This window comes from Micromonospora sp. CNZ322, from assembly GCF_007827755.1.
In genome coordinates, this window is record NZ_VITD01000019.1 from 85070 (window position 1) to 111121 (window position 26052).

Sequence of the window (26052 nt, forward strand, 5' to 3'; positions counted from 1 at the left end):
AGCTGCCCGGTCACAACCCGCGAAGCCCGACGAGTATCGCCTCGAGCAGATCCTCGGTCGGCAGCTCCGACAGCATCGGCGGTTCGTGCGTCTCGATCAGCCCGGCCGCGAGCAGGTCACCGAGCAGCACCCGGACCGTCCCCAGCGGAAGATCCAACTCGGCGCCCACCTCGGCCACCGACACTGGATGGTGACACAGCTCGACGATCCGCGCCTGTTCGGGGAAGAGCGGTGTGGGAGGCGTGACCCCCCTCCGGGCGACGACCAGCGAGATCAGGTCGAACTGGCCGCGTGCGGGCGCGGTGCGCCCTCCGGTCATCGTGTAGGGCCGGGCGACGGGGCCCGCGTCGTCGTCGTACCACGCCTCGTCAGTGGTGCCGCTGGTGTGCACCAGTGTCCCCGATCGTCACCGAGGAGGCCGGGCCCAGGGTGATCGGCAGGTGCTGCTCGGCCTGCCCCACGAAGAGCGCCACCTCGTACGCCATGTCACCGACCTCGACGTCGTCACCGGCGATCCGCACGGTGAGGATGGTCCCGTTCGGGATGGTGGCGATGAACAGGAACGCTCGCGACATCTGCACCACTACCTGGCGCAGCCGACCCGCGTCACAGGTCCGGGTGGCGGCCAGCCCCAACGCGATCAGTCCAGCGACCACGCCGGAAATCTGCTCGGCCAGCTTCGCCCCCACCCGCCGCGAGCCGCCGAGCGGCAGCCCGTCCGGTGAGAGCACCACGGCGAACTCCGCACCGTGCACCCGGTCGACCAGGTCGTTCAGGGCGTCGGTCAGGCCGTCCTCGGTGACCACTGCAGACGTCATTGTTGTCTCCTTGCTGTTCTGGCGACCGGCAACTCAACCGTGTCGAGGCTGGTCCTGCCGTGTTCCGGGCCGGTCGGCCCGTTGTGGCGGACCCGCGTCGGCAGCGCGCCGTCGCCGTTGGGGTCGGTCAGGTCGGCGCCGGTGCGGGCCGGTGGGTACGGGCTGTCGGGTGGTGCGTCTGTCGGTGCGCGGCCGGTGTCGGTGACCGTGATCAGCCGGGAGGGTAGGAGCACGATGGCGGCCGTCCCGCCGCGCCGGCTGGGGTGTAGCGAGACGTGGGCGCCCCAGCGGCCGGCCAGTACAGCGACGGCGTACCAGCCGGCGAGGCCCGCGGGCGGGCCGTCCGGTGGGGGATTGCCGAGCAGGTGGTTCGCCTCGGCCAGCGCGGCGGCGTCCAGGCCGGGCCCGTCGTCGACGACGAGGACGGCACACCCCTGCGGTCGCTGTTCGCCGCTGACCCGGACGGTGGTGTCCGCCCCGGAGAAGGCCAGGGCGTTCTCAATCAGCTCCGCCAGCAGGTGGATGACGTCCGTGACGGCCGGCCCCGCGAGCGACCACGGCCAGTGCGGCGCGATCAGGACCCGGTGGTAGTCCGGCACCTCGGCGACCGCGCCGCGCGCCACGTCGAGCAGTGGCACCGGGCGTCGCCAGCGGCGGGCGGGTGTCGCGCCGGCCAGGGTGATCAGTTTCTCCACGTTGCGGCGGACCCGGGTGGTGAGGTGGTCGAGTTGGAACAGTTCGCCGGTTTCCTCGGTGGACCGTTCCCGACGTTGCATCCCGTCCAGCAGGCTGAGCTGGTCGCGCAGCAGGACCTGGTTTCGTCGGGTCAGCCCCAGGAACAGCTCCCGCTCGGCGTCACCCACCGGCGTCGCCGGTTCCTGGGCTGGGGCCGGCGTGTCCGGCACCGGAGCCGGAAGGTCGGCGTCGGTAGTGGTCAGCTCGTCGGTCAGGCGTCGGACGGTGCCCGCCCAGCTCAGCAGGAGCACGAGCACGACGATGAGGCCGAGCCCCACGACGGCTCCGGTACGCGCGATGAGCGCTGCGGCACCGGGGGTGGCCCGCTCGACGCTGCTGCGGGCGGTGTCCGTCACCAGTGTCTGCAACGCGCCGAGGGCGGCGTCCGCAGCGGCCCGCCAGCCCTGGATGGTGAGACCGGTCAGGGCGTTGGCGGTGCCCGACTGGAGCAGCAGCCGGTCCTCCAGGGCAAGCAGAGCCGCGAACTCGGGGCCGGCCGCGAGGCGCTGATGCTCGTCCTGGCCGTCTTGCGGAAGCCCGGCTGCGGCGTCGGTGCGCGCGTACCGCTGGATGCTGACCAGTGCGGTCAGCCGGCGCCGCTCGTCGGCGCCGGGCCGTGCGCCGGTCAGGGCCGCGCTGACCACTGTGTCTTCCCGGGCGAGCAACTCCCGGGCACGGGCCAGCGCGATCACCGCGCGGGTGTCGGCGGCCAACCCGCTCTCGTACGCGCCCCACTCCGGGCCGTACACCCGGAAGGCGACGTCGATGACCTCGTCGTACCCGTCGACTGCCGGGCCCTGGTCGAGCCGGCCGGTGTCCACCTGGGCTCGGGTCGTGCCCAGGCCGTCGAGCCGCCGGACCAGCTCGCCGGCCCGGTCGCGGACCGTGCCGGCGCTGAGCAACCGGAGGTCGCGGCCTTTGGTGAACTCGCGGATCTCGGCGGCGGCCCGGTCGGTACCTTCGCGGGCCCCGACCAGCGCCGGGGTCGTCTGCCCCGCCCCGGCGATCGTCTCGGCGGTGATCCGGCGTTCCGTCTGCAGGCTCAGAATCAGGCGGTCGATGGGCTGGCCCAGCGTGTCCGCCAGCGCCCGGACGCGCAGCAGGTCGACCGCGTCCTGGCTGGACACGTAGGCCGCGTACGACCAGAGCGTGATCAGCACGGCGGCCAGCACGGCCAGCCTGGTCCGGATCAGCCGAACGTCGTTGCGGGTCATCGGGTCGCCCGCTGCGGCCACGGTTGCCCGGCGGTGTCGCTGGCCCGGTCGGCGACGAGGGTGCGCAGCAGCGCCAGCAGTTCGGTGCGGTTGGCGCAGTTGAGCCGGTTGCGCATCCGCGCCACGTGGTGTTCGACGGTCTTGGCCGAGATGAAGAGCCGATCGCCGATCTCCCGGTAGGTCAGTCCGGCCAGCACCAGCTCGGCGACCTCGTACTCGCGGTCGCTGAGACCGTGCTGGGTGGGGCCGGCGACCCGTGCCGTGCTCGCACCGGTCGTCGGTGTCTGCCCGCTCTGCCCACCGGAAGGCCGCCCCTGCAACGCTCGGGCGCACTCCAGCAGGGTGGTCATCGCCCGTCGGTCCGCGGTGCGGATGGCGGCCTGCCCGGCGAGGCGGGCGCCGTCCCAGCACAACCCGGTGTCGTGCAGTCCTCGGGCGGCGGCCTCCACCCGGGTCGGGTCGACGACCCCTCGGAGCACCTCCACCCAGCTCTCCGCGGCGGCGGCGACCACGGCCGCGTACCGGCTGTGGCCAGCGGCGGCGAGCAACGCCGCGACGTGTTCGTCGGCGATCGTCGGCTCGCCGGTCAGGATGGCGGCGTGCAGCGCGCTCCAGTGCAGCGGCACACTCCACAGTGGTGGGTTGCCGAGGCGGTCGAGCAGCGCACGCGCCTGATGCAGGTACGGCTCCAGCCGGGCCAGGTCACCCAGCCGCGCGCCCGCGATGGCCAGCTCACCCAACGGCAGCACTGTGAACAGGTCGACGGGGTGCCGCACCATGGCCTCCAGCGCCTGCCCCCAACCCCGCTTGAGCGCCCCGAGGTCACTGTTGCGCCGGCCGATGCCCATCCGGATCGCGGCGGCGAAGAGCTGGTCGCGTGACTCCAGTGGCCGCCCGTCGAGCGTCACAGTGGCGAGGTGCTCGCCGGCGGTGTGGATCTCGCCACGGACCATCAGGATCCAGGCCTGCAACAGCCGGTGGCGGCGGGCCATCAGCGGGCCGCCGACTCCGGCGGCCAGGGCGCGGTGCAGCACCCGCTCGGCGATCTCCAGCTCACCGCAGTGCACCGCGGTCAACGCGGCGAGGGCCGCCGGGCTGTCCGGCAGCAACGCCGCCCGGCCGTCCGGTTCCAGCAGCGCGGCGGCCTGCACGAGCGCGGAGAGCGCGGCGGTCGGCGGGCCGGTCACGCTCTCCCGTACACCGTTGGCCATCAGTCGGGCGGCGCTCGCGTGCAGGGTCGGGGGTTCGCCCGCCGGGTCGCCCGCCGGTGCCTCGGTGGTGGCGGCCGGGTCGCCGGTGGCCAGCCCGCCGACGATGGCGAACGCCGCCGCCGAGGCGGTGCCCGACCACCGGAACAGCTCGACGCTGCGACCGACGTGACCACGGTGGGCCAGGGCGGTGGCGGCGACCACGGCCGCCTCGGAGCGCTCCGGGGGAGCGGCAGTGGCCAGGAGTCGGTCCGCCAGCCGAAGCGCGTCGTCGAGGTCACCGGCGAGCGCGGCGGCGAGCGCCTGCCGCGCGTTGGGTGGCCGCCCGGCCGCCGTGGCCGCCGCGAACAGCTCGGCGGCGAACGCCGGCTCGTCGGCCAGCGCCTCGTCCGCCGCGGCGGCCAGGGTCGCGGCCGGGCAGTCGCCGAGCGCGCCGACCGCGAGCAGGGAGCGGACCAGCGGCAGTACCGCGCCACCCCGAGCGAGTTGCAACTCGGTGAGCCGCCGCCAGACCGCTGTCCGTTCGGTGGTGGGGCTGAGTGTCGCGACGGCCCGCCTGACGATCGGTGCGAGCCGGCCGTCCGCGCCGAGCAGCCCGGCAGCCCTGGCCGTGGCGATCAGTTCGTCCACTCCGGCCGGGTCCCGGCCCAGCAGCGCGCCGAGCATGCTCACCGGTAGCGCCCCGCCGGCCGCGACAGCGAGGAGCAGTCGTCGTACCGCGGTGGGCTGGACGTCCAGGTCCGGCCCGAATTCGAGGATGACGGACCGTGGTGGGTCGACCATGCCGGTCCGGGTCTCCGCGCCGGCCAGGCCGCGGGCCAGCCGTTCCACGTCCCGGGGTACGCCGGCGGTCTGCGTGTGGACGAAGTCGACCAGGTCGGCGGGGCGGCCCAGCTCGGGTGTGGCGGCGAGATGGGCGGCGGTCTGCTCCCGGGTGAACGGCGTGAGCAGCACGGCCTGCCCGTCGCGTCGCAGGGCGTCGACCAGCTCACTGAACGCCGCTGACCGGGGCCACGGGCGGTGGGCCACCACCAACCGGTGTCGCCGGCCGGCGACCAGACGCAGCAGCGCTTCGGTCCGCGCGTCGTCGAGCAGGTGCGCGTCGTCGACCAGCACCACCGTGTCGGGGTCGACCGGCTCATCCGGCTCCGGGGCGGCCGTGCGGACGGCGATGCCGGCGCGCTGGTGAATGCGCTCCAACTCGGCGAGAAGCGCGGTCTTTCCGTGACCGGCCGGGCCGGCGACGCCGACGGCGAGCGGGCCGGTCGGGTCCTGCGCGACAGTGTCCAGTAGCGCCTGCAACCCCTTGTCCAGGGTCAACCCTGGTGCGGCGAGGTCATTCATGATCATCGAGGTTATCCTTCGCGTCCACGACCGCGGGCCAGCGCCAGGCGGGACGGCTTCGGCAGTTCCAGTGGGAGGACCCGGACCGGGGGCCGCGGTGGCGGTTCGCCCGGAACGGTGTGATGGGCTCGGCGTGGTGCCGGGAGGGTGGCCCGCCCTGCACCGCTGACCGGGGCCGGAACGCGGGCCGGCGGCGGCTGGCGGGGGCGTGGTGACACCACCTGACAGGCGGCCATCGCCGCTCCGGTGGCGGCGGTCAACTGTGCGTCCGGCTCCACCTCGACGGGCACCGGGAGGGCCGCGCCGATCAGCTCGGTCACGAGCGGGACCCGGGTGGAGCCGCCGGCCAACAGGACGCCGTCGAGCTGCGAAGGAGTCAGGTCGGCACTGCGCACGGCCCGGAGCAGGAGGTCGACTGTGGCCTGCACCGTCGGGCGGATCATGGCCTCGAACTGTGCCCGGGTCACCGGCACCCGCGCCGGGCCGCTCGGCAGGGTCAGCACCACGTCGGCAGTGAGGTCGACGGTCAGCACCCGCTTGACCCGGTCACACTCCGCGCGCAGCCCGCGCAGCGCGGCCTGGGCCCCGCGACGCCCGGTCGCGGCCAACTCCCGGGCCAGCACGGTACGAGCATGCTCGGCGAGCGCCTCGTCGAAGTCGGCGCCGCCGATCGAGTCGAGTCCCTGCGGGGTGCCGAACGTCTCGTACGTGCCGCGCGGGGTGCGGCGCACCAGAGCCGCCTCGAAACTGTTGCCCCCCAGGGCGTAGACGACGGCCGTGCTGCCCGCGAACCCGCGAGCGGCATGGCTCTCGGCGACGGTGACCGTGCGGGGCAGCAACGTCACGTGCCGTAGGCCGAGGTCCGACAGGGCCCGGTGCAGCACCTCCCGCCGGTAGGGGCGCCACCCCGCCGGGTGGCTGAGCACGATCGCCTCGGCCGCCTCAGCCTCCAGGGCGTGGACCCGCTCCACCACCCACGCCGCCAGCTCGGCGGTCAGCGTCTGCGGCGCGCACGGCTCGCCGCCGAGCAGCACCGGCACGTCGTCGCCGATCCGGTGGACGAAGTCCCGGGTGGTGCGGCTGCCGTCGTCGGTCACCGGCTCGCCGACGCGCAGCGAACCGTCCTCTTCCAGGCACAACACCGACGGCATGAGGGGTGAGCCGGCGCTCAGCGGGACGGCCTCGGGACGGGTCCAGGTCGCGCCGCGTCGTCGTGCGACGGCGGCGGCCGTGTTGCTGCTTCCGATGTCTATCCCCAGGACGTACGGCATCGTCTCTGTCTCTCCCCGTGAGTCGGCCGGTCGGTGGCGATGGCGTCGGCTGCCCGACGACCCACCCCCGGCGAACCCCGCGGGCTCCTACGTTCGTACCAGAGATCAGTCCCTGGTCGGGACCCTAATCTCGCCGGGACGGTTTCCCCCTGTCCCCCTAACGTACGAGGTGGCGGTGCCCCTAGTTCAACCGGCCCGGATGCGGGCTCAGCCCCGATGCCCGAGGGCGGGCCCCCGCAATAGCGTCGTCACTGTCGACGTACGACACCCGCCAATGCCACATCCGAGGAGAACCGGCACATGGACTCGCAGCAGACGCTCCACGACTTCGTGCTCGACCTACTGACGAACCCGGACGCGCGGTCGGCCTTCGACCTCGACCCCGAGGGCGCGTTGCGGGGCGCCGGGCTCACCGACATCACCGCCGCGGACGTGCAGGACGTCGTGCCGCTGGTCGTCGACTACGCGCCGGGGGCGGGCCTCGCGCCGTTGGCCTCGCCGGTCGGGCAGCTCGGGCTGGACCCGCTGCTCACCGACACCACCGACGTGGTGGGTCAGTTGCAGAGCGTGGCGCAGCAGATCAGCGTCACCAGCTCGCCAAGCGGCGTGGACGTCAAGGCCGGTGTGCTCGGCGCCATCGCTGTCGACCCGTCGACCGCCGCCGCCGGGGTCACCGTGCTGCCGGGCATCGGTCTGGGTGTCGGCCCGTCCGGCCTCGACACCGACCTGGCCGGCGTTTCCGACGTGGCGCACACCCTCGACGCCGATGTGGTGCAGCCGGTGGACGCGATCGCGGACCCGGTGCTCGGTGACGTGACCGGTACCGTCGGCGACCCGAGCGGTCTGCTCGGCGTCACTGACTCGAACCTGATCGGCGGCGACCTGACCGGTGGTGTCCTCTCCGGCACCCACGGTCAGCTTGGCGGGGTCGTCAGCTCGCTGGGTGTCGACGACACCCTCAACGGGCTGGGCCTCGGGCACGGCGACGGTGTCGTCGGCGGGGTCCCGCCGCTCGACGTGCCGTCGACTGTGGGCGGCGTGACGCACCAGGTGGACAGCCTCCTCCCCGGTGTCACCGACACGGTCGGTGACGTGACCGGTGGGGTCACCGATGGTGTGCTCGGCGACTCGCACGCCTCGTCCGATCACGGGCTGCTGGGTATCACCGGCGGTCTGCTCTGACCCGGATCTCCGGTCGGAGCGGAGGGTCGGATCGTCTCGGGCGATCCGGCCCTTCCCGGTTCCACATCCGGTCCCTCTTGATAATTGAGCCGAAATCCGCACACTTGGTGCGGTGATGGCCGGGATCTGGTTGGACGTGCTGGACGAGATCGCTCGCACGTGCACTGCACACGGTCGCGGTGACCTACTTCAGACGGTGCGGCAGAAGCGCGCGCAACTGCTGGACCCGACGCTGCGTGTCCTGGTCATCGGTGAGCCGAACCAGGGCAAGAGTCAGCTGATCAACGCGATCATCAACGCTCCGGCCTGCCCGGTCGGCGACGGCCGGACGACAGTCCTGCCGACCGTGGTGCGGCACGCCGAGGCCCCCACCGCGGCGGTGGCGCAGTTGCCCCCACCAGCGCCGGGGCACCCCACCGGCACCGCCGACGCGGTGGCCGTCGAGCGGACCCCGGTGGCGCTCAACCAGGTCGCGGCGGGCGTGGCCGGCCTGGTCGGACGTCGGCCGGGCGGCGGCCCGGCGTACGTCGAGATCGGACTGCCCCGTGCCCTGCTCGGTGCCGGGCTGGTGCTGGTGGACACTCCCGGCACCGACGAGGTCACCGGCATCGGCGCCGCCGCTCCGGTCGCCGCGCCGGCCCGCGCGGACACCGTGCTGCTGGTCTCCGATTCCACTCGGGAGTTGTCGGTCGCCGAGCTGAACATGCTGCTGCACATCATGCGTTCGCATCCGAACGTGGTGGTGGTGCAGAGCAAGACCGATCTGGTGGCGGACTGGCGTACGGTCGCCGAGCGCAACCGGCAGCACCTGGCCGAGGCGGGCGTTCCGGCGACGCTGATCCCGGTCTCGGCGGCGCTGCGACTGCGCGCCGCCGCGGCCGACGACCGTGTGCTCAACGCCGAGTCGGGTTTCCCCGCGCTGATCGCCCGTCTGCAACGCGACCTGGCCGGCAAGGGCGACCACCTGGCCCGGGCGGCGGTGCAGACGGTGGCCCGGACGGTGGTGGAGCAGTTGGCTGCGCCGCTGCGCGCCGAGTTGGCGACCCAGGAGGCCGAGGAGCAGTCCGGGCCGATCTCCCGGTTGCACGCGGCGCAGCGCGAGGTCGACGAGCTGCGCCGGTGCTCCACCCGGTGGCAGAACACGTTGACCGACGAGATCACCGACCTGCTCGCCGACCTCGAGTACGACCTGCGTGACCGGACCCGACAGATCCTGCGCGCGGTGGACGAGGCGTTCGACACCGCCGACCCTCTGGTCGCCTGGGACACCTTCCAGGACTGGCTGGAGCGGAGCCTGGTGGAGGCGGCGGAGGCGAACCACGAGTGGCTGATCCAGCGCTGTGACTGGATCGCCCGGCGGGTGGCCGCCAACTTCGACCGGTACGGATACGACGTGCTGCCGCCCTGGTCGATGACGATGCCGGACGACATCGGCGAGCGACTGCCCGAGCTGCAACGGCCGACGATCGACCGGTTCACCACCGGCCAGAAGCTGTTCACCGGCATGAAGGGCTCGTACGGCGGCATGCTGATGTTCGGTCTGGCGACCACGCTGGCAGGCATGCCGATGATCAATCCGGTCTCGGTCGGCATCGGGGCGCTCTTCGGCGGCAAGAGCATCCGTGACGAGAGCAAGCAGTTGCTCCGTCGTCGGCAGGCGACGGTCAAGACGGCCATCCAGCGGCATGTCGACGACTTCTTCGTCCGGATCATCCGAGACTGTCGCGACGCCGCCCGGCAGGTGCAGCGGATGCTGCGGGACCACTTCACGGGGCTGACCGAGGAACTCCAGGAGGCCATCGTGCAGTCGTTCCGCAGCGCGAAGCAGGAGGCCGACACCGACGCCTCCCTGCGCGAGCAGCGGCAGCGCGAGATCCGTTTGAAGATGACCAGGTTGGCGGCGGTGTACGAGCAGGCTCAGCAGTTGACCGGTGCCCGTTCCGCTCCGCTGCTGCTGGAGCCGCAGGCATGACGGTGGGAGTGCGCCTGGACGAGGCGGCGTGGGGGTTGCTGCACCAGGCCATCGAGCTGTACCAGGACAATCCCCGGGCCGTCGCTGAGCTTCGGCAACAGGTGGCCCGGTTGGAGCAGCCGCTGCGGATCGCCATCGTCGGCCCGTGGCGATCGGGTAAGTCGACGGTGCTCAACGCGTTGATGGGCGAGGAGGTCGCGCCGGTCGAACGGGCGGACGGGGCCTTCACCTGGTACGAGGACGGTGCCGCGCCGCGTGCCACCGCCTACCCGGTCGGGCAGCCACCGCAGGAGTTGGCAGTGGTGAAGTCGGCGACCGGGCTGCGGGTGGATCTGGGCTGGGGTGCGGGGGAGGTGCGGGACATCGTGGTGCGGTGGCCGACGCGGGCGCTGCGCCAGATCACGCTGATCGACACCCCGGCGGTCACCGGCGGCGTCGAGCAGGGCCGGGCGCCGGTGTTGGAGCGGGTGCTGCGCGACTCGGACGCGGTGCTGTACCTGACCCGCGACGGTCGCGACAGTGACCTGCGGGTACTGGAGTCCGCACGGGACAGTGCCGTCGGACAGTCTGCTCCGGTCAACGTGATCATGGTGTTGTCCCGCGCGGACGAGACCGGCGGCGGCCGGATCGACGGTCTGCTCACGGCCCGCCAGCTCGCTCGTCGGCATTACCGCGACCCGAGGGTGAACGCGCTCAGTGTCAACGTCGTGGCGTGCAGCGGCATGATCGGCCTGGCCGGCCGGATGCTCGGTGAATCGGATTTCGCCGCGCTCGCGGCCCTGGCTCAGGTGCCCCGGGCCGAACTGGACGCGCACCTCATCTCCGCCGACCGTTTCCTCCGTGGTGAGCTGCCAGTACGGCTGGACACCGAGGTGCGCGCCGCGCTGCTGGGCCGGTTCGGGGTCTTCGGTGTCCGGCTGGCGGCCACGCTGGTGCGCAGCGGGTTCGACAGCCGGGTGAAGCTCTCCGCGGAGTTGATTCGGCGGAGCGGTCTCACCGAGCTGCGCGAGTCGGTGACGCGTTGTTTCATCGATCGCCGCGACGCCCTGAAGGCGCGGTCCGCGCTGGCCGCGGTGGAGGCGCTGCTGCGGGCCGAGCCCGCCCGGGGGTCCACCGAGCTGGTCGGTGCGGTGGAGCAGATCCTCGCCGGTGCGCACGAGTTCCGGGAGCTGCGCCTGCTGGTGGCGCTGCGGAATACCCGGCTGGGGTTCGACGCGGAGTTGGCCGCCGAGGCGCAACGGCTGGTCGGCGGCGACGGGGTGGGCCTCGCGGCTCGGCTCGGTGTCGAGCATGAGGCCGACGTGCGGCAGCTCTGGGAGGTCGCCTCCGAGGCACAGTGGCGGTGGCGGGACCGGGCGGAGGATCCTCTGCTTCCGCTGGCGCAGCGGCGCGGCGCTCAGGTCGTGGTCCGCAGTTGCGAGGGGATGATCGCCGAGCTGGCCGCAGGCGGGCGCTGAGCGCCGACGACCGCCGCTGGCACAACGGTGGTTGGTGGCCCGAAAACCGTTATTCGATCTTACTCCGCACGGTCGCCGCTGACCTGCGGAGATAACGCTCTCACGGATGGTGGGAGAGTGCTTGACGCGCCCGTGATCCGAACGCAACGATGCATTCACATGTCTCGTCCCACCACCGCCAGGCGTGATCGGCGCACGCCGTCCCTCGCACCGCGAAAGGACCCCACTGTGCGCAGATCCCTGAGATCGTGGCTCGGCCTCGCGCTGAGCACGATCCTCGTGGCGGGCGGCATCGTCGCCTCGCCACCCACGGCCAGCGCCGCACCGTTCACCGTGCTGATCTTCAGCAAGACCGCCGGGTTCCGGCACGGATCCATCACCCCCGGCATCGCCGCGATCCAGCAACTCGGTGCCGCCAACGGCTTCACCGTCGAGGCCACCGAGGACGCCGCCCAGTTCACCGACGCCAACCTGGACCGGTTCGCCGCGGTGATCTGGCTCTCCACCACCGGCGACGTGCTCAACGCCGCCCAGCAGGCCGCGTTCGAGCGCTACATCACCGGCGGCGGCGGGTACGTGGGCGTGCACTCCGCCTCCGACACCGAGTACGACTGGCCCTGGTACGGGGGACTGGTCGGGGCGTACTTCGCCTCGCACCCGGCCGAGCAGAACGTCACAGTGAAGGTCGCCGACCAGGTGCACCCGTCCACCGCGGCACTGCCGCAGCGGTGGAACCGGTTCGACGAGTTGTACAACTACCGCACCAACCCCCGCGGCAACGCGCACGTGCTGGCCACCCTGGACGAGAGCACCTACACGGGCGGAAGCATGGGCGCCGACCACCCGATCTCCTGGTGCCAGAACTACTCCGGCGGCCGAGCCTGGTACACGGGCCTGGGGCACACCGACGCGTCGTACGCCGAGGCGAACTTCCGTCAGCACCTGCTCGGCGGCATCCGGACGGCCGCCGGCGCGGTCGACGCAGACTGTGGCCCCACCGTCACCAGCAGCTTCCAGCAGGTGGAGCTGGCCAAGGGCGCGGCCGAGACCGGTGAGCCGATGAGCCTCACCGTCCTGCCGGACCGGGGCGTGCTGCACACCTCGCGCAACGGCGTGATCCGGCACACCGACGCCGCCGGCAACACCAAGATCGCCGCAACCCTGCCGGTCTACACCGGCGACGAGGAGGGTTTGCAGGGGATCAAGGCCGACCCGAACTTCGCCACCAACCGCTGGGTGTACGCGTACTTCGCGCCACCACTGAGCACCCCCGGTGGCGGTGCGCCGGCCACCGGCACCCCGGCCGACTTCGCCGTCTGGGAGGGCGTCAACCGGCTGGCCCGGTTCACCGTCAACGCGGACAACACCATCAACCTGGCCAGCGAGACGTTGATCCTGAACGTGCCGACCAGCCGGGGCATGTGCTGCCACGTCGGCGGTGACATGGACTTCGACGCGGCCGGCAACCTCTACCTGTCCACCGGTGACGACACCAACCCGTTCGACTCGGCCGGCTTCACCCCGATCGACGAGCGGGCCGGGCGTAACCCGGCCTTCGACGCCCAGCGCACCTCGGCGAACAGCAACGACCTGCGCGGCAAGGTCCTCCGGATCAAGCCGAGCGCGGCCGGCGGCTACACCATCCCGGCCGGCAACATGTTCGCCCCGGGCACCGCGCGGACCCGCCCGGAGGTCTACGCGATGGGCTTCCGCAACCCGTTCCGGATGAGCGTGGACAAGGCCACCGGCATCGTCTACCTCGGCGACTACGGCCCCGACGCGGGCACCGCCGACCCGAACCGGGGGCCGGCGGGCAACGTCGAGTTCGCCCGCATCGACCGGCCCGGCTTCTACGGCTGGCCGTACTGCACCGCCCGCAACGACGCCTACAACGACTACACCTTCCCGTCCGGGCCGTCCGGAGCGAAGTTCAACTGCGCCGGTGGACCGGTGAACAACTCGCCAAACAACACCGGTATCACCCAGCTGCCGCCGGCCGTCTCGGCCTGGTTGCCGTACGGCGGCTCCGGCTCGCCGCCGGAGTTCACCGGCGGTGGCCTGTCGCCGATGGGCGGGCCGGTCTACCGGTACGACCCGAACAACACCTCGCCCGTGGCGTTCCCCGAGTACTACGACGGGACGTACTTCGCCGGTGAGTTCGGTCGCCGCTGGATCAAGAACATCAAGCTCGACGCGTCCGGCCAACCACTGAAGATCAACCCGTTCCCGTGGACCGGCACCCAGGTCATGGACATGGAGTTCGGCCCGGACGGCGCGCTCTACGTGCTTGACTACGGCACCGGCTGGTTCAACGGCGACGCCAACTCGGCGCTCTACCGCATCGAGTACGCCCGCGAGGGCAGAGCACCCATCGCCAAGGTGTCCGCCACGCCGACCAGCGGCAACGCGCCGCTGACAGTGGCCTTCTCCTCGGCCGGCACCCTCGACCCGGACGGTGACCCGTTCACCTACGCCTGGGACTTCGACAACAACGGCACCACCGACTCGACAGCGGCGAACCCGAGCTTCACGTACACCACCAACGGGACCCGTAGCCCGACGCTGACGGTCCGGGACACCACCGGCAAGACGGCCACCGCGAGCGTGGTCGTCACGGTCGGTAACAGCGCCCCGGTGGTCACCGTCAACACCCCGTTGAACGGGCAGACCTTCAATTTCGGGGACGCGGTGCCGTTCTCCGTCACCGTCACCGACGCCCAGGACGGCGCGATCAACTGCGCCCGGGTCAAGGTGAACTACGTCCTCGGCCACGACTCGCACGGCCACCAGCTCGGCAGTGTGCAGGGCTGCACCGGGGTCATCCAGACCTCGGCCGACGGCGAGCACGACTCGGCGGCGAACATCTTCGGCATCATCGACGCCGAGTACACCGACCTGGGTGGGGGCGGCCAGCCGGCGCTGACCACGCACACTCAGGCGGTGCTGCAACCTCGGGTACGCCAGGCCGAGCACTTCGGTGACTCGTCCGGCATCCAGATCGTCGCCGGGGCAGCCGGGCACGGCGGCGCGGCGGTCGGCTACATCGACAACAACGACTGGATCTCGTTCCGTCCCTACAACCTGACCGGCGTCCAGTCGTTCAGCGCCCGGGTCGGTGCACCGGCCGGCGGTGGCGGCACGTTGGAGTTGCGGGTCGACTCGCCCACCGGGCCGCTGGTCGGTTCGGCCACCGTCGTTCCCACCGGCGGGTACGCCAACTTCGCCACTGTCACCGGTGGGGTCACCGCCCCGACCGGCACCCGAACCCTCTTCCTGGTCTTCAAGGGCGTCGGCCCGTACTTCGACATCGACGAGTTCACCCTCTCCACCAGCCCAGGCGGTCCCGGACCTGACCCGGACCCGGATCCCGAGCCGGGTGCCAACCTGGCCCGGGGCAAGCCGGCGCGCGCGTCCAGCTTCGAGGGCGCGTTCACCGCGGCCAACGCGTTCGACGGCGTTGCCGGTACCCGCTGGGGTAGCGCCTTCGGTGACCCACAGTGGATCGACGTGGACCTCGGCGCCACGTACGCCATCAACCGGGTCAAGCTGACCTGGGAGGCGGCGTACGGCAGCGGATACCAGATCCAGACCTCGCCGGACGGAGTCAACTTCACCACGATCCGTACGGTGACCGGTGGTGATGGCGGGGTGGACGACCTGAGCGGGCTCAGCGGGTCCGGCCGGTACGTCCGGCTGCTCGGCACGACCCGGGGGACCGCCTGGGGCTACTCGCTGTTCGAGTTCGAGGTGTACGGCGGCACCGGAAGCCCGACCGGCGGCAACCTGCTGCTGAACAAGCCCACGTCGACGTCCAGCAACGAGGGGGCCGACGTGTCCGGCGCCCAGGCAGTGGACGGCAGCCTCACCACCCGCTGGTCGAGCACGTTCTCCGACCCGCAGTGGATCCGGGTCGACCTCGGCAGTCCCACCGCGATCGGCCGGGTCAAGCTGAGCTGGGAGGCGGCGTACAGCAGCGCGTACCAGATCCAGACCTCGAACGACGGCACCACCTGGACCACAGTGAAGACGGTGACCGGGGCCGACGGCGGCGTGGACGAGCACGCCGCTCTCGGCGCCAACGGCCGTTACCTGCGGATCTACGGCACTGCCCGGGGCACCGGATATGGCCACTCGCTCTGGGAGTTGGAGGCGTACGCCAGCTGAACCACCACCGATGACGTGGCCGGCACGTCGATCCGTGCCGGCCACGTTCGTCGCTGCAGGCTCGCCGTCACTTGCATATACCTTCTATCGGTATATGCTCGCTGGCATGGCTGAAGCTCCACTGCGGGAACCGACGTTCCTGGTGCTCACAGCGCTGGCGGAGACGCCCATGCACGGGTACGCCGTCATCGAGGACGTGCTGCGCATCTCCGACGGCAGGGTGCGCCTACGCGCCGGCACTCTCTACGCCGTCCTCGACCGGCTCCGCGCCGACGGCCTCATCGAGGTCGAGCGCGAAGAGGTGGTGCAGTCTCGACTGCGCCGCTACTACCGCCTCACGGCCCTGGGCGCGCGGCGGCTCACCGAAGAGGCGTCCCGCCTGCGACACAACGCGGATGCCGCTCGCCTGCGGCTGCGCCGCAGCGGCCTACTGACCGACGGGGGAGCGGCGTGAGCAGCAACGATCTGGAGCGCCGCTACCGACGGCTGCTGGCCGTCTATCCGTGGGAACACCGCCGGGTGTACGAGGACGAGATGCTGGCCGTGCTCCTCGCCGGCGTGCGGCCGGGCCAGCGGCGACCCGGCGCCGCGGACGTGCGGAACGTGGTCGGCGCCGGGTTGCGGGCGCGGTTGCGGGTGGGCGCGCGGGGGTTCACCGAGCCGAGCTGGACGGATGCGGCGACGGTGACCGGCCTACTGGTCGGAGTCGTCCTGCTGGCCCTCGCCGGGAAAGCGCTGCTCGACCAGCTCGTCCTAGCGCCGAGCCTGCCCCCCGGGTTTTCGCCGAGCGGCCCGGATCTCGTCGACTGGCTGCGCGTCGCCGGCTGGGCGGGCGTCTGCGCCGCGGTGCTGGTCGGGTGGCGTTGGGTCGCCGCCGGTCTGGCCTGGGCCGGCGTGCTCGGTTGGGGTGCGCTCGTCGCCCCGCAGACGAATGACAACCCGACGTACGTGGTGGACATGCTGCCGCAGCTCGCCCTCGCCGTGGTGGCTGCCGCCGCGCTCACCGTGCCGGTGCCGCGCCGCCGGGCGATCGCGGTGCTGGGCGTACGCCGACTGCTGGCGCTGGTGCTAGCACCGGCCGCGATGGTCGCGCTGTTGGTGACGAACCGGGTCACCAGCCCAGCGTTCTCCTTCGTCGGTGGGGTGTCGTACCAGGTCTTCTACGACATCGAGGCGAGCAGTGAGCTGGTGCTCTGGCTCTACGTTGCGGGCCTGGCGGCCGCCGCGTTGGCCATGGTGATCGCGGTGGTCACGCTCACTGCGGAGGTACGCCGACGGATCGTCGTCATGCTGCTGCCCGTGGCAGCCCTCGTCCTGGTGATCGACAGCGCCCTCGCCGGTTGGGTCACCTCGACCATGCACATGGGACACACCATCCCCCTGGTGCCGGCGCAGTGGGCGATGCTGGTGCTGGTCGCGCCGGTGACCTTCCTGGCCGGGGCGTTGCTCGTCCGACGTCGAGAGGAAACCCTGCGCATGGTCGCCCTCGGCCGAAACGCGGACCGCGAGCAAAGCACCTAGTCGTCGGCGACGGCCACCGGCTCCGAGCCGATGCAGCGCACCTTCAACTCGTACTCCCGGGTCGGCCCCTGGAACGTGACCTCGACGTCGTCGTCCGGGCCCCGGTCCACGTCTCTGACCCGGTAGCCCTGCGCGGGCGCCCAGGAGACGAGGCGTACCCCGCCAGCGCCGCACTCGGCCACGGCCGTGCCGCCGTCGGTGGCGAACCCCCGACGGGCCCCGGAGCTGGCGTTCGGCGCGGGGCTGGTCGTGCCCGGCCCGGCCGGCGCGGCGCCCGTGGTGCCGGTCGGCGCCGGCTCCGGTGAGGCGAGCGCCCGCTCGATCTCGGCCTCGCTGCGCACCCCGCCCGGGGTGCCGGTGAGGCTCTCGCCCACCAACCGGATCGCGCCCAGCCCGATCACTGTGGCGATGGCGGCGGTGGCCACCCAACCGGTGGCGACGAGGATCGAACGACGGCCCATCCCCTGACTATCCCCGATCCGTCCTTGTCGTTCGCACATCCGAACGCTAAGGCATGGTTAACGTGCGCCACGCCGCCAGCCGCAGCGGTTAGCCTGCCAGCTGTGGCCCGCCTGCTGCTCATCGAGGACGACCTGACGATCCGTACCCCGCTGATCCGGGCCCTGCGCGAACGCGGCCACGCGGTGGCGGCGGCCTCGACCGCGATGGCCGGGCTCCGCGACGCGCTGGAGGACCGACCCGACCTCGTCGTGCTCGACCTGGGCCTGCCCGACCTGGACGGACGCGAGCTGCTGCGGATGCTGCGCGCGGTCAGCTCGGTGCCCGTCATCGTGGCCACGGCGCGTGACGACGAGACCGAGATCGTCCGGGTGCTCGACGCGGGCGCCGACGACTACGTGGTCAAACCGTTCACCGCGGCGCAGCTCGACGCCCGCGTCCGGGCGGTGCTGCGGCGCGGCCCTTCCGGCGCCGACGGGCAGGTCCCGGCGCTCGTCGTCGGCGGGCTCCGCGTCGACCCCCGGGCCCGGCAGGTGACACTGGACGGGGTCGCGGTCGAGCTGACGCCCCGCGAGTTCGACCTGCTGCACCACCTCGCCGGCCGACCGGGCCAGGTGGTCTCCAAACGTGAGCTGCTCACGGAGGTGTGGCAGATCCCGTACGGCGGTGCCGACAAGACCGTCGACGTGCACCTGTCGTGGTTGCGCCGCAAGTTGGGGGAGAACGCCCAACAGCCCCGCTACCTGCACACCGTGCGTGGTGTCGGGGTGCGTCTCGAAGCCCCGGCGGCGCAGCAGTGAGGGCACGTCTCGCACTGCTGGTCGCCGCGGTCAGCGTCCTCACCCTCATCGCGTTCCTGGTGCCGTTGGCGCTGCTGGTCCGCACCGTCGCCGAGGACCGGGCCACCGTTCGGGCCACCGCCGACGCACAGAGCCTGGTGCCGGTGGTCGGCACCGCCGACGCGGCGACCATCCGGCTCACCGTCGAGCAACTCGCCGCGGAGTCCGGTCGACCGGTGAGCGTCTTCCTGCCCGACGGCACGGTGCTCGGCGCCCAGACGCCTCGTACGCCCGCGGTGGCCCTCGCCGCGCGCGGACAGAGCCTCACCGGCGAGTCGGCGGCCGGCCGGGAGGTGGTCATCGCCGTGCAGGGTCGGGCGGACGGCACCGGAGTGATCCGGATCGCGGTGCCGCAGCACGAGCTGACTGCCGGGGTCACCCGGGCCTGGCTGGTGCTGGCGCTGCTCGGGGTGATCCTCGTGCTGATCGGGCTGCTGGTCGCCGACCGGCTGGCGCGCACCCTGGTCCGGCCGATCAGCGACCTCTCGGCCGTCTCACACCGGCTGGCCAACGCCGAGCTGGACGCCCGGGTCACGCCGGCCGGCCCGCCCGAGCTGCGCGAGGTGGCCGGCGCGCTCAACCATCTCGCCACCCGGATCCAGGTGCTCCTGGTGCAGGAGCGCGAACAGGTCGCCGACCTGTCCCACCAGCTGCGTACGCCGCTGACCGCGTTGCGGCTGGAGGCGGAGTCGTTGCGTGACCCGGACGACGCCGTCCGGATCACCGCTGCCGCCGACGGGCTCGAGCGCGCGGTCACCGGGCTGATCCGGCAGGCCCGGTGGCGGCACGCACCGGCGCAACCGGCCTCCTCGGACGCGGCGGCGATCGTGGCCGACCGGGTCGCGTTCTGGTCGGTGCTGGCCGAGGACACCGGCCGGGCCGTCAGCCTCGACCTGACGCCCGGCCCTCTTCCCGTCGGTGTGGCCGCCGACAACCTGACGGCGGCCGTGGACGCTCTGCTCGGCAACGTCTTCGCGCACACCCCCGACGGGACGCCGTTCGCCGTCCGGCTCGCCCGTGAGGCGGGCGAGGCGGGCGAGGTGGTCCTCACGGTCGCCGACGAGGGCCCGGGCATGCCCGCCGGGGCGATCCGGCGGGGCGCCAGCGCGGCCGGGTCCACCGGCCTCGGCCTGGACATCGCCCGGCGCGCCGCGCAGGCCGCCGGCGGTCGACTGGAGGTGCGGGCCGGCCCGCAGGGCGGTGCGCAGGTGCTGCTCCGGCTCGGGCCTCCGACGTCGCCGCGAGACGCATAGCCGCTGCGGTGCCGGGTAGCTGCCAGTCATGGCGCGGTATACGAAACCCGAGCTCAGAGAGCAGATCAAGGAAGAGGTCAAGGCTTCCGACAAGGGCGGCCGGCCGGGGCAGTGGTCGGCTCGCAAGTCGCAGCTGGTCACTCAGGAGTACAAGAAGCGCGGCGGCGGATTCCTGGGCGAAAAGGACGAGCGGCAGAAGTCCCTCCAACGCTGGGGCAACGAGAAATGGCAGACGAAGGAGGGCGACACCCGTGCGCGCAAGGGCGCCACGACGAGTCGCTACCTGCCCAAGAAGGCCTGGGAGGAGATGTCGGAGAACCAGAAGCGCGCGACCGACACGAAGAAGCGCGAAGCGTCCCGATCCGGCAAGCAGTACGTCGCCAACACCGGGCCGGCCAAACGGGCGCGTCGGGACGCCACCACGGCAGGGCGGATGACGGAGATGTCGGTCGCGGAGGCGGCCAAGCTGGTCCGTGGCCTCGACACGCGACAGCTCAAGACCGCGCTGCGTAACGAGCGCGCCAGCAAGGACCGCAAGACGCTCGTCCAGCGGCTGGAAGCGGAACTCAACCGGCGCGGTTGACCCGCCCCTGACCGCCTTAACCCGCCCTTAGCGTCCGGACAGCGCGGTGCTATCCACATCTGGCCGATCCTCGAAGTCGACAACCGAGGAAAGGTGGACACCACGATGAAGCGCACCAATCTGCTTCTGGCGTCGGTCGGCGGGTCGGCGGTGCTGGCGGTGGCCGGGGTCGCGCTCGGCGTCAACGCCGCGAACGACTCGCGGACTGGCGGCACGGCACTCGCTGCGGCAACCGTCGCGCCGACGGCCACCGACGCGCCGGTGGTCACGGGTTCGCCGTCGGCCGGCACCCCATCGGGTACGCCGTCGAGCGGAACGCCGTCCGGTACGCCGTCGACCGGCAGCGCGCCCGCGAGCAGCGCGGTCGACGAGAAGCGCGCCGGTGAGATCGCGCTCGCCAAGGCCGGTGGCGGTCAGATCGTCGAGGTCGAAGCCGAGCAGGAGAACGGCCGACCGGTGTGGAGCGTCGAGATCGTCGCCGGCGACACCGAGCACGAGGTGGACGTCGACCGGGACAACGGCTCGGTGGTCAAGGCCGAGCAGGAGCCGGTCGACGACGATGACAACGACGCCGACGACGACGCTGACGACGCCGACGACAAGGACGACGACAACGACGACAACGACGACGACGACTGACCGCGGTCGCCGCTCACCCCGGGTGCTTCCATGGGGGTGAGCGGCGGCGCGCTGTGACGCGGTGGTCGAACTGTCCCTCGTGGGCGGACCGATCACCGCGTGCCTCATATGGCGACGCGTTGCTCCTGGACCGTCGGCTGGTCCTGGGCGAACTGGGTGCGGTACAACTCGTGGTAGCGGCCACCGGCTGCGAGCAGATCACTGTGTCGCCCGCGTTCGACGATGCGTCCCGCCTCCACGACGAGGATCTGGTCGGCCGCCCGGATGGTGGAGAGCCGGTGCGCGATAACCACGCTCGTCCGGCCGGTCAGCGCCTCGGCGAGGGCATCCTGAACCGCCGCCTCCGAGGTGGAGTCGAGATGCGCGGTGGCTTCGTCGAGGATGACCACGCGCGGACGAGCCAGCAGCAGTCGCGCGATGGTGAGCCGTTGCCGTTCCCCGCCGGACAGGCGGTATCCACGCTCGCCGACGACGGTGTCCAGCCCATCGGGAAGTGAGCGGATCAGGTCGTCGAGGCGGGCCCGGCGGAGCACCTCCCACATCTCGTCCTCGGTCGCGTCCGGCTGGGCGAACGCCAGGTTGGCGCGGATGCTCTCGTGGAAGAGGTGCCCGTCCTGGGTCACCACGCCCAACGCCGTCCGGATCGACTCGGCCGACAGCTCACGTACGTCGACGTCGGCCAGCTTCACCGCGCCGTCCTCGACGTCGTACAGGCGAGGCACGAGCTGCGCGATCGTCGACTTGCCCGCTCCAGAGGAGCCGACGAGCGCCACCATCTGCCCCGCCTCGGCGCGGAACGACACCCCGTGCAGCACCTCCTCACCGCCGCGGGTATCGAGCTTTGCCACGTCCTCGAGGGACGCGAGCGACACCTTGTCCGCTGAGGGGTAGCCGAACCGGACCCCGTCGAACTCGACCGCGACAGGCCCTTCCGGAAGGGGCCGGGCGTCGGACCTGTCCAGGATCAGTGGCTTGAGGTCGAGGACCTCGAACACCCGCTCGAAGCTCACCAGCGCGCTCATCACCTCGACCCGGGCACTGGCCAGCGAGGTCAACGGCGCGTAGAGCCGCGACAGGAGCAGTGCGAGGGCGACCACCGTCCCGGCGTCGAGGCTGCCTCGTAGGGCGTAGAGACCACCCAGCCCGTAGACCAGGGCCAGTGCCAGCGAGCCGACGACGGTGAGCGCGGTGATGAAGACCCACTGGAGCATCGCGGCGCGGATGCCGATGTCCCGGACCCGACGTGCCCGCGCCGCGAACTCGGCGGACTCCTCGGCCGGCCGCCCGTACAGCTTGACCAGCGTGGCACCGGGTGCGGAGAAACGCTCCGTCATCCGGGTGCTCATGGCCGCGTTGTGCTCGGCCGCTTCACGCTGCAACTGAGCGAGCCTCGAACCCATCCGGCGAGCCGGGAGAACGAAAATGGGCAGCAGGACGAGCGCCAGCAGCGTGATCTGCCAGGAGAAGGTGAGCATCACGGCCAACGTCAGCATCAGCGTGACGGCATTGCCGACCACACTCGACAGGGTGTCGCTGAAGGCCCGCTGCGCGCCGATCACGTCGTTGTTCAGGCGGCTGACCAGCGCACCCGTGCGGGTCCGCGTGAAGAACGCCACCGGCATGCGCTGAACGTGGTCGAAGACAGTCGTCCGCAGTTGGACGATCAGCCCCTCACCGATGCTGGCGGAGAGAAATCGCGTCACCAGACCCAGCCCGGCCTCGGCGAGGGCAATCGCGGCGATCAGCACGGCCATCCGGATCACCACGCCGCTGTCGGCGCCGTCGACGATCGCGTCGACCACCCGACCGGCGAGAACGGGCGCCGCCACCGTGAGGACCGCCGTCACCACACTCAACAACAGGAACCTGACGATCAGGGCCCGGTGCGGCCGCGCGAACTGCGCGATCCGCTTCAAGGTGGCGCGGGACAGCGGTCGTTTTTCCTGCGCGTTCATCGCGTGGTGCAAAGACGTCCACGCCGTGAATTCCATGCTCATGCGTAACCTCCGATACCGGAGGCTAGGACCTCACCCGAGCTTGAGGTCAAGTCGCCACGCGATACTGGCGATATGGACCCCGGCGTGCGCGGCGACGACGACTGCCGCCTGTGGGCGGAACAGGCCGGCGCCGGGCCGCCTCTGGTGCTCTGTCACGGGGGTCCGGGTCTGTGGGACTATCTCGCCCCGGTAGCCCGGCTGCTCGAAAAACATGCCCGCACCATCCGATGGGATCAGCGCGGCTGTGGACGCTCGCAGCGGCGCGGACCGTATGGCATCGCCCGCTTCGTGGCCGATCTCGACTCGGTACGTGACCAGTTGGCCGGTCCGCGGACGGCCCTGTTGGGCCATTCATGGGGTGCACACCTGGCGTTGCGGTACGCCATCGAACACCCCGAACAGGTCAGCCATCTGATCTACGTGTCCGGGACCGGTATTGATCCCGATCGCGGCTGGCATCCGCACTACAAGCGGAATTTGAGGCTGCGGCTCGGGCCTCACCTGGACCGATGGGAGGCCCTCAGCGCGCGCGACCGCACGCCCGCAGAGGAACGTGAATGGGCGGTGCTGCAATGGTCGGCCGACTTCGCCGACCACAGTGCGGCACTGCGCCACGCCGATCGCATGGCCACGCCGTGGCTGGGCATCAACTACGACTGCAGCCAGGCTCTCAACGCCGAGGTCAAGCGCGAGCTTCGCAACTCCGGAACGGTCGTGCAGTGCCAATCGCTCGACCTGCCCGTGCTGATCATCGACGGCACCGAGGACATCCGGCCCCGCTGGGCCGTCGACTCGCTGCACCGCGCGTTGGCCAACAGCCAGCGGGTGAGCCTCGCCGGGTCCGGCCACCTTCCGTGGGTCGAGAATCCGCACGACTTCCGTCGGTCGGTAGCCGCCTTCCTGAGCCGATAGGGTCGCCAGATCTCCAGCCGGTTTACCGCGACCTCCCGGATTCGCGATAGCGCCGCTGCGCAGCGGGGTTGTCTCCGATGGGTGGCTCACCGACCCGAAAGGGTGCTATTTCTGCTGGCTTTTCCTATGTTCGTCGGTGGTAGTGGTTGCGGCGGGGGAGTTGTTCGGGGTCGAGCCAGGCGGGTGGAATGAACTTCGGGTGTCCGTCGTCGCCGAGCCGGACGACCCAGTCGGTCTGGTGGACGTGCCGATGGTGGTGGCCACAGAGCAGGACGGCATTGCCGAGGCTGGTGGTGCCGCCGTCGGCCCAGTGGTGGATGTGGTGGGCGTGGCACCAGCGGGGTGGGCGGTCGCAGCCGGGGAACGCGCAGCCGCGGTCGCGGAGCACGAGGGCGCGGCGCAGCGGCCCGGTGATGAGGCGGCGTTGTCGGCCGACGTCGAGGACCTGGCCGGCGCCGCCGAGGACGGCGGGCAGGATGGTGGCGTCGCAGGCGAGTCGGCGCACCGTGTCGGGTGTGAGCTGTAGGCCGACGTCGAGAGTGCCGGCACCGAGTTGCTGGGTCTGCTCGTCGTAGTTGGTGGTGACGACGATCTGGGCGGGGTCGCCGCCGCTGTCGGGTAGCTCGCCGGTGCGGAGGGCGAGTCGGCACACGTCGGCGAGGGCGTCGTGGCGGCGTTGCCCGGGGGAGCGGGTGTCGTCTGGTCCAGACGGGGCGCTCAGTGGGTCGATGGCGGCGCGGAGGAGGCCGGCGGTTTCGGTGTCGAGGGTGCCGGTGAGTCGCAGTCGGCCTTCGGTCTGCTCGGAGAGGGTGAGGTGGCGGTCGCGGGTGGCGCGGCGTGCTTCGGCGTCGAGGGCGGCTTGGGCGGCGGCGTCGGCGATGTCGGGGGCGACGTGGTCGAGGATGCGGGTGCCGAGTTTGCGCAGGTGGGTGGGGTCGAATTGGCTGGCCCAGTCGGTGAGCAGGCTGACGGCCTTGTCTGCGGCCTGCGTGCCAGCGGTGGCCTGGACGGTGGTAGCGGTGTCGGAGATGACCCGGGCCTGGTCGAGGGTGATGTGCCCGTCGGCCAGCGCTTGTCGGATGCCGGGGTTGCCGGTGTCCAGGGCGGTGGCAAGGTCGATCAGGCGGCGGGCGGCGGGAACGGTCAGCCGTAGTCGTTCGCGTAACCAGACCGCGGTGCAGGAGGCCCCCTGCGCGCGGGGCGTGCCGCGGCCGTCGATCTCGCGGATCAGGGTGAGAGTGACGGCGGCGAGGCGGTGCTGGAGGCGGTGCGCGGCGTCGAGCGCGGCGACCAGGTCATGTTCCGGCAGGGCCTAGGCGGCGGCCTCGACGCAGGCAGCGATCGCGTCGTCTGCCTGCGCCAGCTCGTCGACCATGGCCCGACACTAGAACAGGTGTACGACACTTTCAGTCACCATGATCGATGTGCCGGCTGGTCACCGGAGACTCGTCGGTGCTGGACTCCTCCCAGGCGGCGGTTGGGGACTGCCGTACGGGTCGAGCAGGGGGTCAGTTCACCCGCAAATCACGACGCCGATGTCGGCGCCATCGGCAATCGTCTCCACCACCCGCCCGGCGGGGACCCGTGCCGCCACCGTGAGGCCCACCGTCGCCACGCTCAACAGCAGGAGGCGGCAGTCGACCGGCGGTGACGGTCACAGGCCGGCGTGCATGGTCAGGCTCTGCCGCAGGTGGAGTTTCGGCCTGGACCCGACGACCGAGCCGACGACCTCGCCCTCACGGAACACCAGCAGCGTCGGCAGGGACATGACTGCGTAGCGCCGCGTGGTCTGCGGGTTGTCGTCGGAGTTGAGCTTGGCGATGGCCATCCGGTCGCCGAACTCCCCTGCCAGCTCGACGAGGCTCTTCTCGATCATTTTGCACGGCGGGCACCACTCCGCCCAGAAGTCGACGACCACGGGCCGGTCGCTGGCCAGCACCAGCTCGGCGAACGTGTCGTCGGTGACGGTGATCAGGGAGCTGACGCTCGTCTCCTGGGGCATGTTTCCTCCCGGTGCGCGATTGCGTGGGTGAGCTGGGTGTGCAACTGCTGACGGACCGCTCCGAGCCGATCGAGGTAGTCGTCGACCTCGGCGAGCTTGCGTCGCAGCACCAGCACGGAATCCGGACAGACGTTGCCGGACTCGTTGCCCGCTCGCAGGCAGGCGACGAACGGACGGACGTCGTCGAGGCCGAAGCCGACGTCGAGCAGCGCCCGGATCTCCTGGACGACCCGCAGCTCCGCCTCGTCGTAGACGCGGTAGCCGTTCGCCGAGCGCTGCGGGTGTACCAACCCGTGGGCCTCGTAGTAGCGCAGCGTTCGAGTGCTCGTGCCTGCTCGTTCCGCCAGCTCGCCGATCAGCATCAGACCTCCTCGACCAGCCTGTCGCGACCAGGCTAAACCTTGTCGTCAGCGTCAAGGCAAGGCTGCTCCCGGTCCCGAGCACGGCTCAGGGCGCCGCGTGGCGGCGCCCTGAGCGTCTGC

The 26052-nt window shown here is 71.6% G+C and carries 21 protein-coding genes; 11 read left to right on the forward strand and 10 right to left on the reverse strand.

All coding sequences use genetic code 11. The features are described 5' to 3' along the window. Positions 1 to 10: 10 nt before the first annotated feature. The 5 genes from FB453_RS30785 to FB453_RS30805 are packed head-to-tail and all read right to left on the reverse strand — an operon-like array spanning position 11 to position 6590. Complete coding sequence (locus tag FB453_RS30785) at positions 11 to 391, reverse strand: DUF742 domain-containing protein (protein WP_091399588.1); 381 nt, start codon at positions 389 to 391, stop codon at positions 11 to 13. Beyond that, on the reverse strand, positions 369 to 818 hold the full coding sequence (locus FB453_RS30790) for a roadblock/LC7 domain-containing protein (protein WP_145795838.1): 450 nt from the start codon (positions 816 to 818) through the stop codon (positions 369 to 371). The genes FB453_RS30785 and FB453_RS30790 overlap by 23 nt, the downstream gene beginning before the upstream one ends. Continuing rightward, positions 815 to 2767, reverse strand: coding sequence for a nitrate- and nitrite sensing domain-containing protein (locus FB453_RS30795; RefSeq protein ID WP_145795840.1), 1953 nt, complete (start codon positions 2765 to 2767; stop codon positions 815 to 817). Before FB453_RS30795 ends, FB453_RS30790 begins: the two co-directional genes overlap by 4 nt. Then, positions 2764 to 5325: a LuxR C-terminal-related transcriptional regulator gene (locus tag FB453_RS30800; protein WP_222431439.1), complete on the reverse strand. Its 2562-nt coding sequence runs from the start codon at positions 5323 to 5325 to the stop codon at positions 2764 to 2766. The genes FB453_RS30795 and FB453_RS30800 overlap by 4 nt, the downstream gene beginning before the upstream one ends. A 5-nt stretch (positions 5326 to 5330) precedes the next feature. Then, positions 5331 to 6590: an Hsp70 family protein gene (locus FB453_RS30805; RefSeq protein ID WP_145795843.1), complete on the reverse strand. Its 1260-nt coding sequence runs from the start codon at positions 6588 to 6590 to the stop codon at positions 5331 to 5333. A 300-nt stretch (positions 6591 to 6890) separates the two neighbouring features. On the opposite strand from FB453_RS30805, the gene FB453_RS30810 reads away from it, so the two are divergent. From FB453_RS30810 to FB453_RS30835, 6 genes are all read left to right on the forward strand, one after another. Further along, positions 6891 to 7772: an IniB N-terminal domain-containing protein gene (locus FB453_RS30810; protein WP_145795845.1), complete on the forward strand. Its 882-nt coding sequence runs from the start codon at positions 6891 to 6893 to the stop codon at positions 7770 to 7772. 115 nt (positions 7773 to 7887) lie between these two features. Next, positions 7888 to 9744 (forward strand): dynamin family protein, encoded by a 1857-nt coding sequence (locus tag FB453_RS30815; RefSeq protein ID WP_145795922.1) that lies wholly within the window; start codon positions 7888 to 7890, stop codon positions 9742 to 9744. After that, the gene (locus tag FB453_RS30820) at positions 9741 to 11201 is read left to right on the forward strand and encodes a P-loop NTPase family protein (protein WP_145795847.1); all 1461 of its coding nucleotides are present in this window, start codon (positions 9741 to 9743) and stop codon (positions 11199 to 11201) included. Before FB453_RS30815 ends, FB453_RS30820 begins: the two co-directional genes overlap by 4 nt. A 228-nt stretch (positions 11202 to 11429) precedes the next feature. Beyond that, positions 11430 to 15365 carry a ThuA domain-containing protein gene (locus tag FB453_RS30825; RefSeq protein WP_186718661.1) on the forward strand — a complete coding sequence of 1312 codons (3936 nt, stop codon included), beginning with the start codon at positions 11430 to 11432 and terminating at the stop codon, positions 15363 to 15365. A gap of 106 nt (positions 15366 to 15471) precedes the next feature. After that, positions 15472 to 15819, forward strand: coding sequence for a PadR family transcriptional regulator (locus FB453_RS30830; RefSeq protein WP_145795850.1), 348 nt, complete (start codon positions 15472 to 15474; stop codon positions 15817 to 15819). After that, complete coding sequence (locus FB453_RS30835; protein ID WP_145795852.1) at positions 15816 to 16886, forward strand: hypothetical protein; 1071 nt, start codon at positions 15816 to 15818, stop codon at positions 16884 to 16886. The genes FB453_RS30830 and FB453_RS30835 overlap by 4 nt, the downstream gene beginning before the upstream one ends. Here FB453_RS30835 and FB453_RS30840 read toward each other — a convergent pair. Continuing rightward, positions 16883 to 17347 (reverse strand): septum formation initiator, encoded by a 465-nt coding sequence (locus FB453_RS30840; RefSeq protein ID WP_145795855.1) that lies wholly within the window; start codon positions 17345 to 17347, stop codon positions 16883 to 16885. The genes FB453_RS30835 and FB453_RS30840 overlap by 4 nt on opposite strands. 102 nt (positions 17348 to 17449) lie before the next feature. On the opposite strand from FB453_RS30840, the gene FB453_RS30845 reads away from it, so the two are divergent. The 4 genes from FB453_RS30845 to FB453_RS30860 all read left to right on the forward strand — a co-directional run bounded on the left by FB453_RS30845 (position 17450) and on the right by FB453_RS30860 (position 20659). Beyond that, on the forward strand, positions 17450 to 18145 hold the full coding sequence (locus FB453_RS30845; protein ID WP_145795857.1) for a response regulator transcription factor: 696 nt from the start codon (positions 17450 to 17452) through the stop codon (positions 18143 to 18145). Beyond that, positions 18142 to 19437, forward strand: a complete 1296-nt coding sequence (locus FB453_RS30850) for a sensor histidine kinase (protein WP_145795859.1) — start codon at positions 18142 to 18144, stop codon at positions 19435 to 19437. Before FB453_RS30845 ends, FB453_RS30850 begins: the two co-directional genes overlap by 4 nt. A gap of 28 nt (positions 19438 to 19465) precedes the next feature. After that, a complete protein-coding gene (locus FB453_RS30855) occupies positions 19466 to 20020 on the forward strand; it encodes a DUF5872 domain-containing protein (protein ID WP_091399566.1) in 555 nt (184 codons plus the stop codon). 105 nt (positions 20021 to 20125) lie between these two features. Continuing rightward, positions 20126 to 20659, forward strand: a complete 534-nt coding sequence (locus FB453_RS30860) for a PepSY domain-containing protein (RefSeq protein ID WP_145795861.1) — start codon at positions 20126 to 20128, stop codon at positions 20657 to 20659. Between the two features lie 104 nt (positions 20660 to 20763). Here FB453_RS30860 and FB453_RS30865 read toward each other — a convergent pair whose 3' ends face one another. Next, positions 20764 to 22656, reverse strand: a complete 1893-nt coding sequence (locus FB453_RS30865) for an ABC transporter ATP-binding protein (RefSeq protein ID WP_145795863.1) — start codon at positions 22654 to 22656, stop codon at positions 20764 to 20766. A gap of 72 nt (positions 22657 to 22728) precedes the next feature. On the opposite strand from FB453_RS30865, the gene FB453_RS30870 reads away from it, so the two are divergent. Beyond that, entirely contained in the window at positions 22729 to 23568 is an 840-nt protein-coding gene (locus FB453_RS30870) for an alpha/beta fold hydrolase (RefSeq protein WP_145795865.1), read from the forward strand. Between the two features lie 124 nt (positions 23569 to 23692). Here FB453_RS30870 and FB453_RS30875 read toward each other — a convergent pair whose 3' ends face one another. The 3 genes from FB453_RS30875 to FB453_RS30885 form a co-directional block, all read right to left on the reverse strand. After that, the gene (locus tag FB453_RS30875; RefSeq protein WP_486480533.1) at positions 23693 to 24877 is read right to left on the reverse strand and encodes an HNH endonuclease signature motif containing protein; all 1185 of its coding nucleotides are present in this window, start codon (positions 24875 to 24877) and stop codon (positions 23693 to 23695) included. Between the two features lie 345 nt (positions 24878 to 25222). Continuing rightward, positions 25223 to 25570 carry a thioredoxin gene (gene trxA, locus FB453_RS30880; RefSeq protein WP_091399561.1) on the reverse strand — a complete coding sequence of 116 codons (348 nt, stop codon included), beginning with the start codon at positions 25568 to 25570 and terminating at the stop codon, positions 25223 to 25225. Continuing rightward, positions 25540 to 25932 carry a MerR family transcriptional regulator gene (locus FB453_RS30885; RefSeq protein ID WP_112588930.1) on the reverse strand — a complete coding sequence of 131 codons (393 nt, stop codon included), beginning with the start codon at positions 25930 to 25932 and terminating at the stop codon, positions 25540 to 25542. The genes trxA and FB453_RS30885 overlap by 31 nt, the downstream gene beginning before the upstream one ends. Between the last annotated feature and the right edge of the window lie 120 nt (positions 25933 to 26052).

What these genes read in the sequence shown, in the direction of transcription:
- FB453_RS30790 (WP_145795838.1), bottom strand. Translation starts at nt 818, where the DNA reads ATGACGTCTGCAGTGGTCACCGAGGACGGCCTGACCGACGCCCTGAAC.
- FB453_RS30795 (WP_145795840.1), bottom strand. Translation starts at nt 2,767, where the DNA reads ATGACCCGCAACGACGTTCGGCTGATCCGGACCAGGCTGGCCGTGCTG.
- FB453_RS30800 (WP_222431439.1), bottom strand. Translation starts at nt 5,325, where the DNA reads ATGATCATGAATGACCTCGCCGCACCAGGGTTGACCCTGGACAAGGGG.
- FB453_RS30805 (WP_145795843.1), bottom strand. Translation starts at nt 6,590, where the DNA reads ATGCCGTACGTCCTGGGGATAGACATCGGAAGCAGCAACACGGCCGCC.
- FB453_RS30810 (WP_145795845.1), top strand. Translation starts at nt 6,891, where the DNA reads ATGGACTCGCAGCAGACGCTCCACGACTTCGTGCTCGACCTACTGACG.
- FB453_RS30815 (WP_145795922.1), top strand. Translation starts at nt 7,888, where the DNA reads ATGGCCGGGATCTGGTTGGACGTGCTGGACGAGATCGCTCGCACGTGC.
- FB453_RS30820 (WP_145795847.1), top strand. Translation starts at nt 9,741, where the DNA reads ATGACGGTGGGAGTGCGCCTGGACGAGGCGGCGTGGGGGTTGCTGCAC.
- FB453_RS30830 (WP_145795850.1), top strand. Translation starts at nt 15,472, where the DNA reads ATGGCTGAAGCTCCACTGCGGGAACCGACGTTCCTGGTGCTCACAGCG.
- FB453_RS30840 (WP_145795855.1), bottom strand. Translation starts at nt 17,347, where the DNA reads ATGGGCCGTCGTTCGATCCTCGTCGCCACCGGTTGGGTGGCCACCGCC.
- FB453_RS30855 (WP_091399566.1), top strand. Translation starts at nt 19,466, where the DNA reads ATGGCGCGGTATACGAAACCCGAGCTCAGAGAGCAGATCAAGGAAGAG.
- FB453_RS30860 (WP_145795861.1), top strand. Translation starts at nt 20,126, where the DNA reads ATGAAGCGCACCAATCTGCTTCTGGCGTCGGTCGGCGGGTCGGCGGTG.
- FB453_RS30865 (WP_145795863.1), bottom strand. Translation starts at nt 22,656, where the DNA reads ATGAGCATGGAATTCACGGCGTGGACGTCTTTGCACCACGCGATGAAC.
- FB453_RS30870 (WP_145795865.1), top strand. Translation starts at nt 22,729, where the DNA reads ATGGACCCCGGCGTGCGCGGCGACGACGACTGCCGCCTGTGGGCGGAA.
- trxA (WP_091399561.1), bottom strand. Translation starts at nt 25,570, where the DNA reads ATGCCCCAGGAGACGAGCGTCAGCTCCCTGATCACCGTCACCGACGAC.
- FB453_RS30885 (WP_112588930.1), bottom strand. Translation starts at nt 25,932, where the DNA reads ATGCTGATCGGCGAGCTGGCGGAACGAGCAGGCACGAGCACTCGAACG.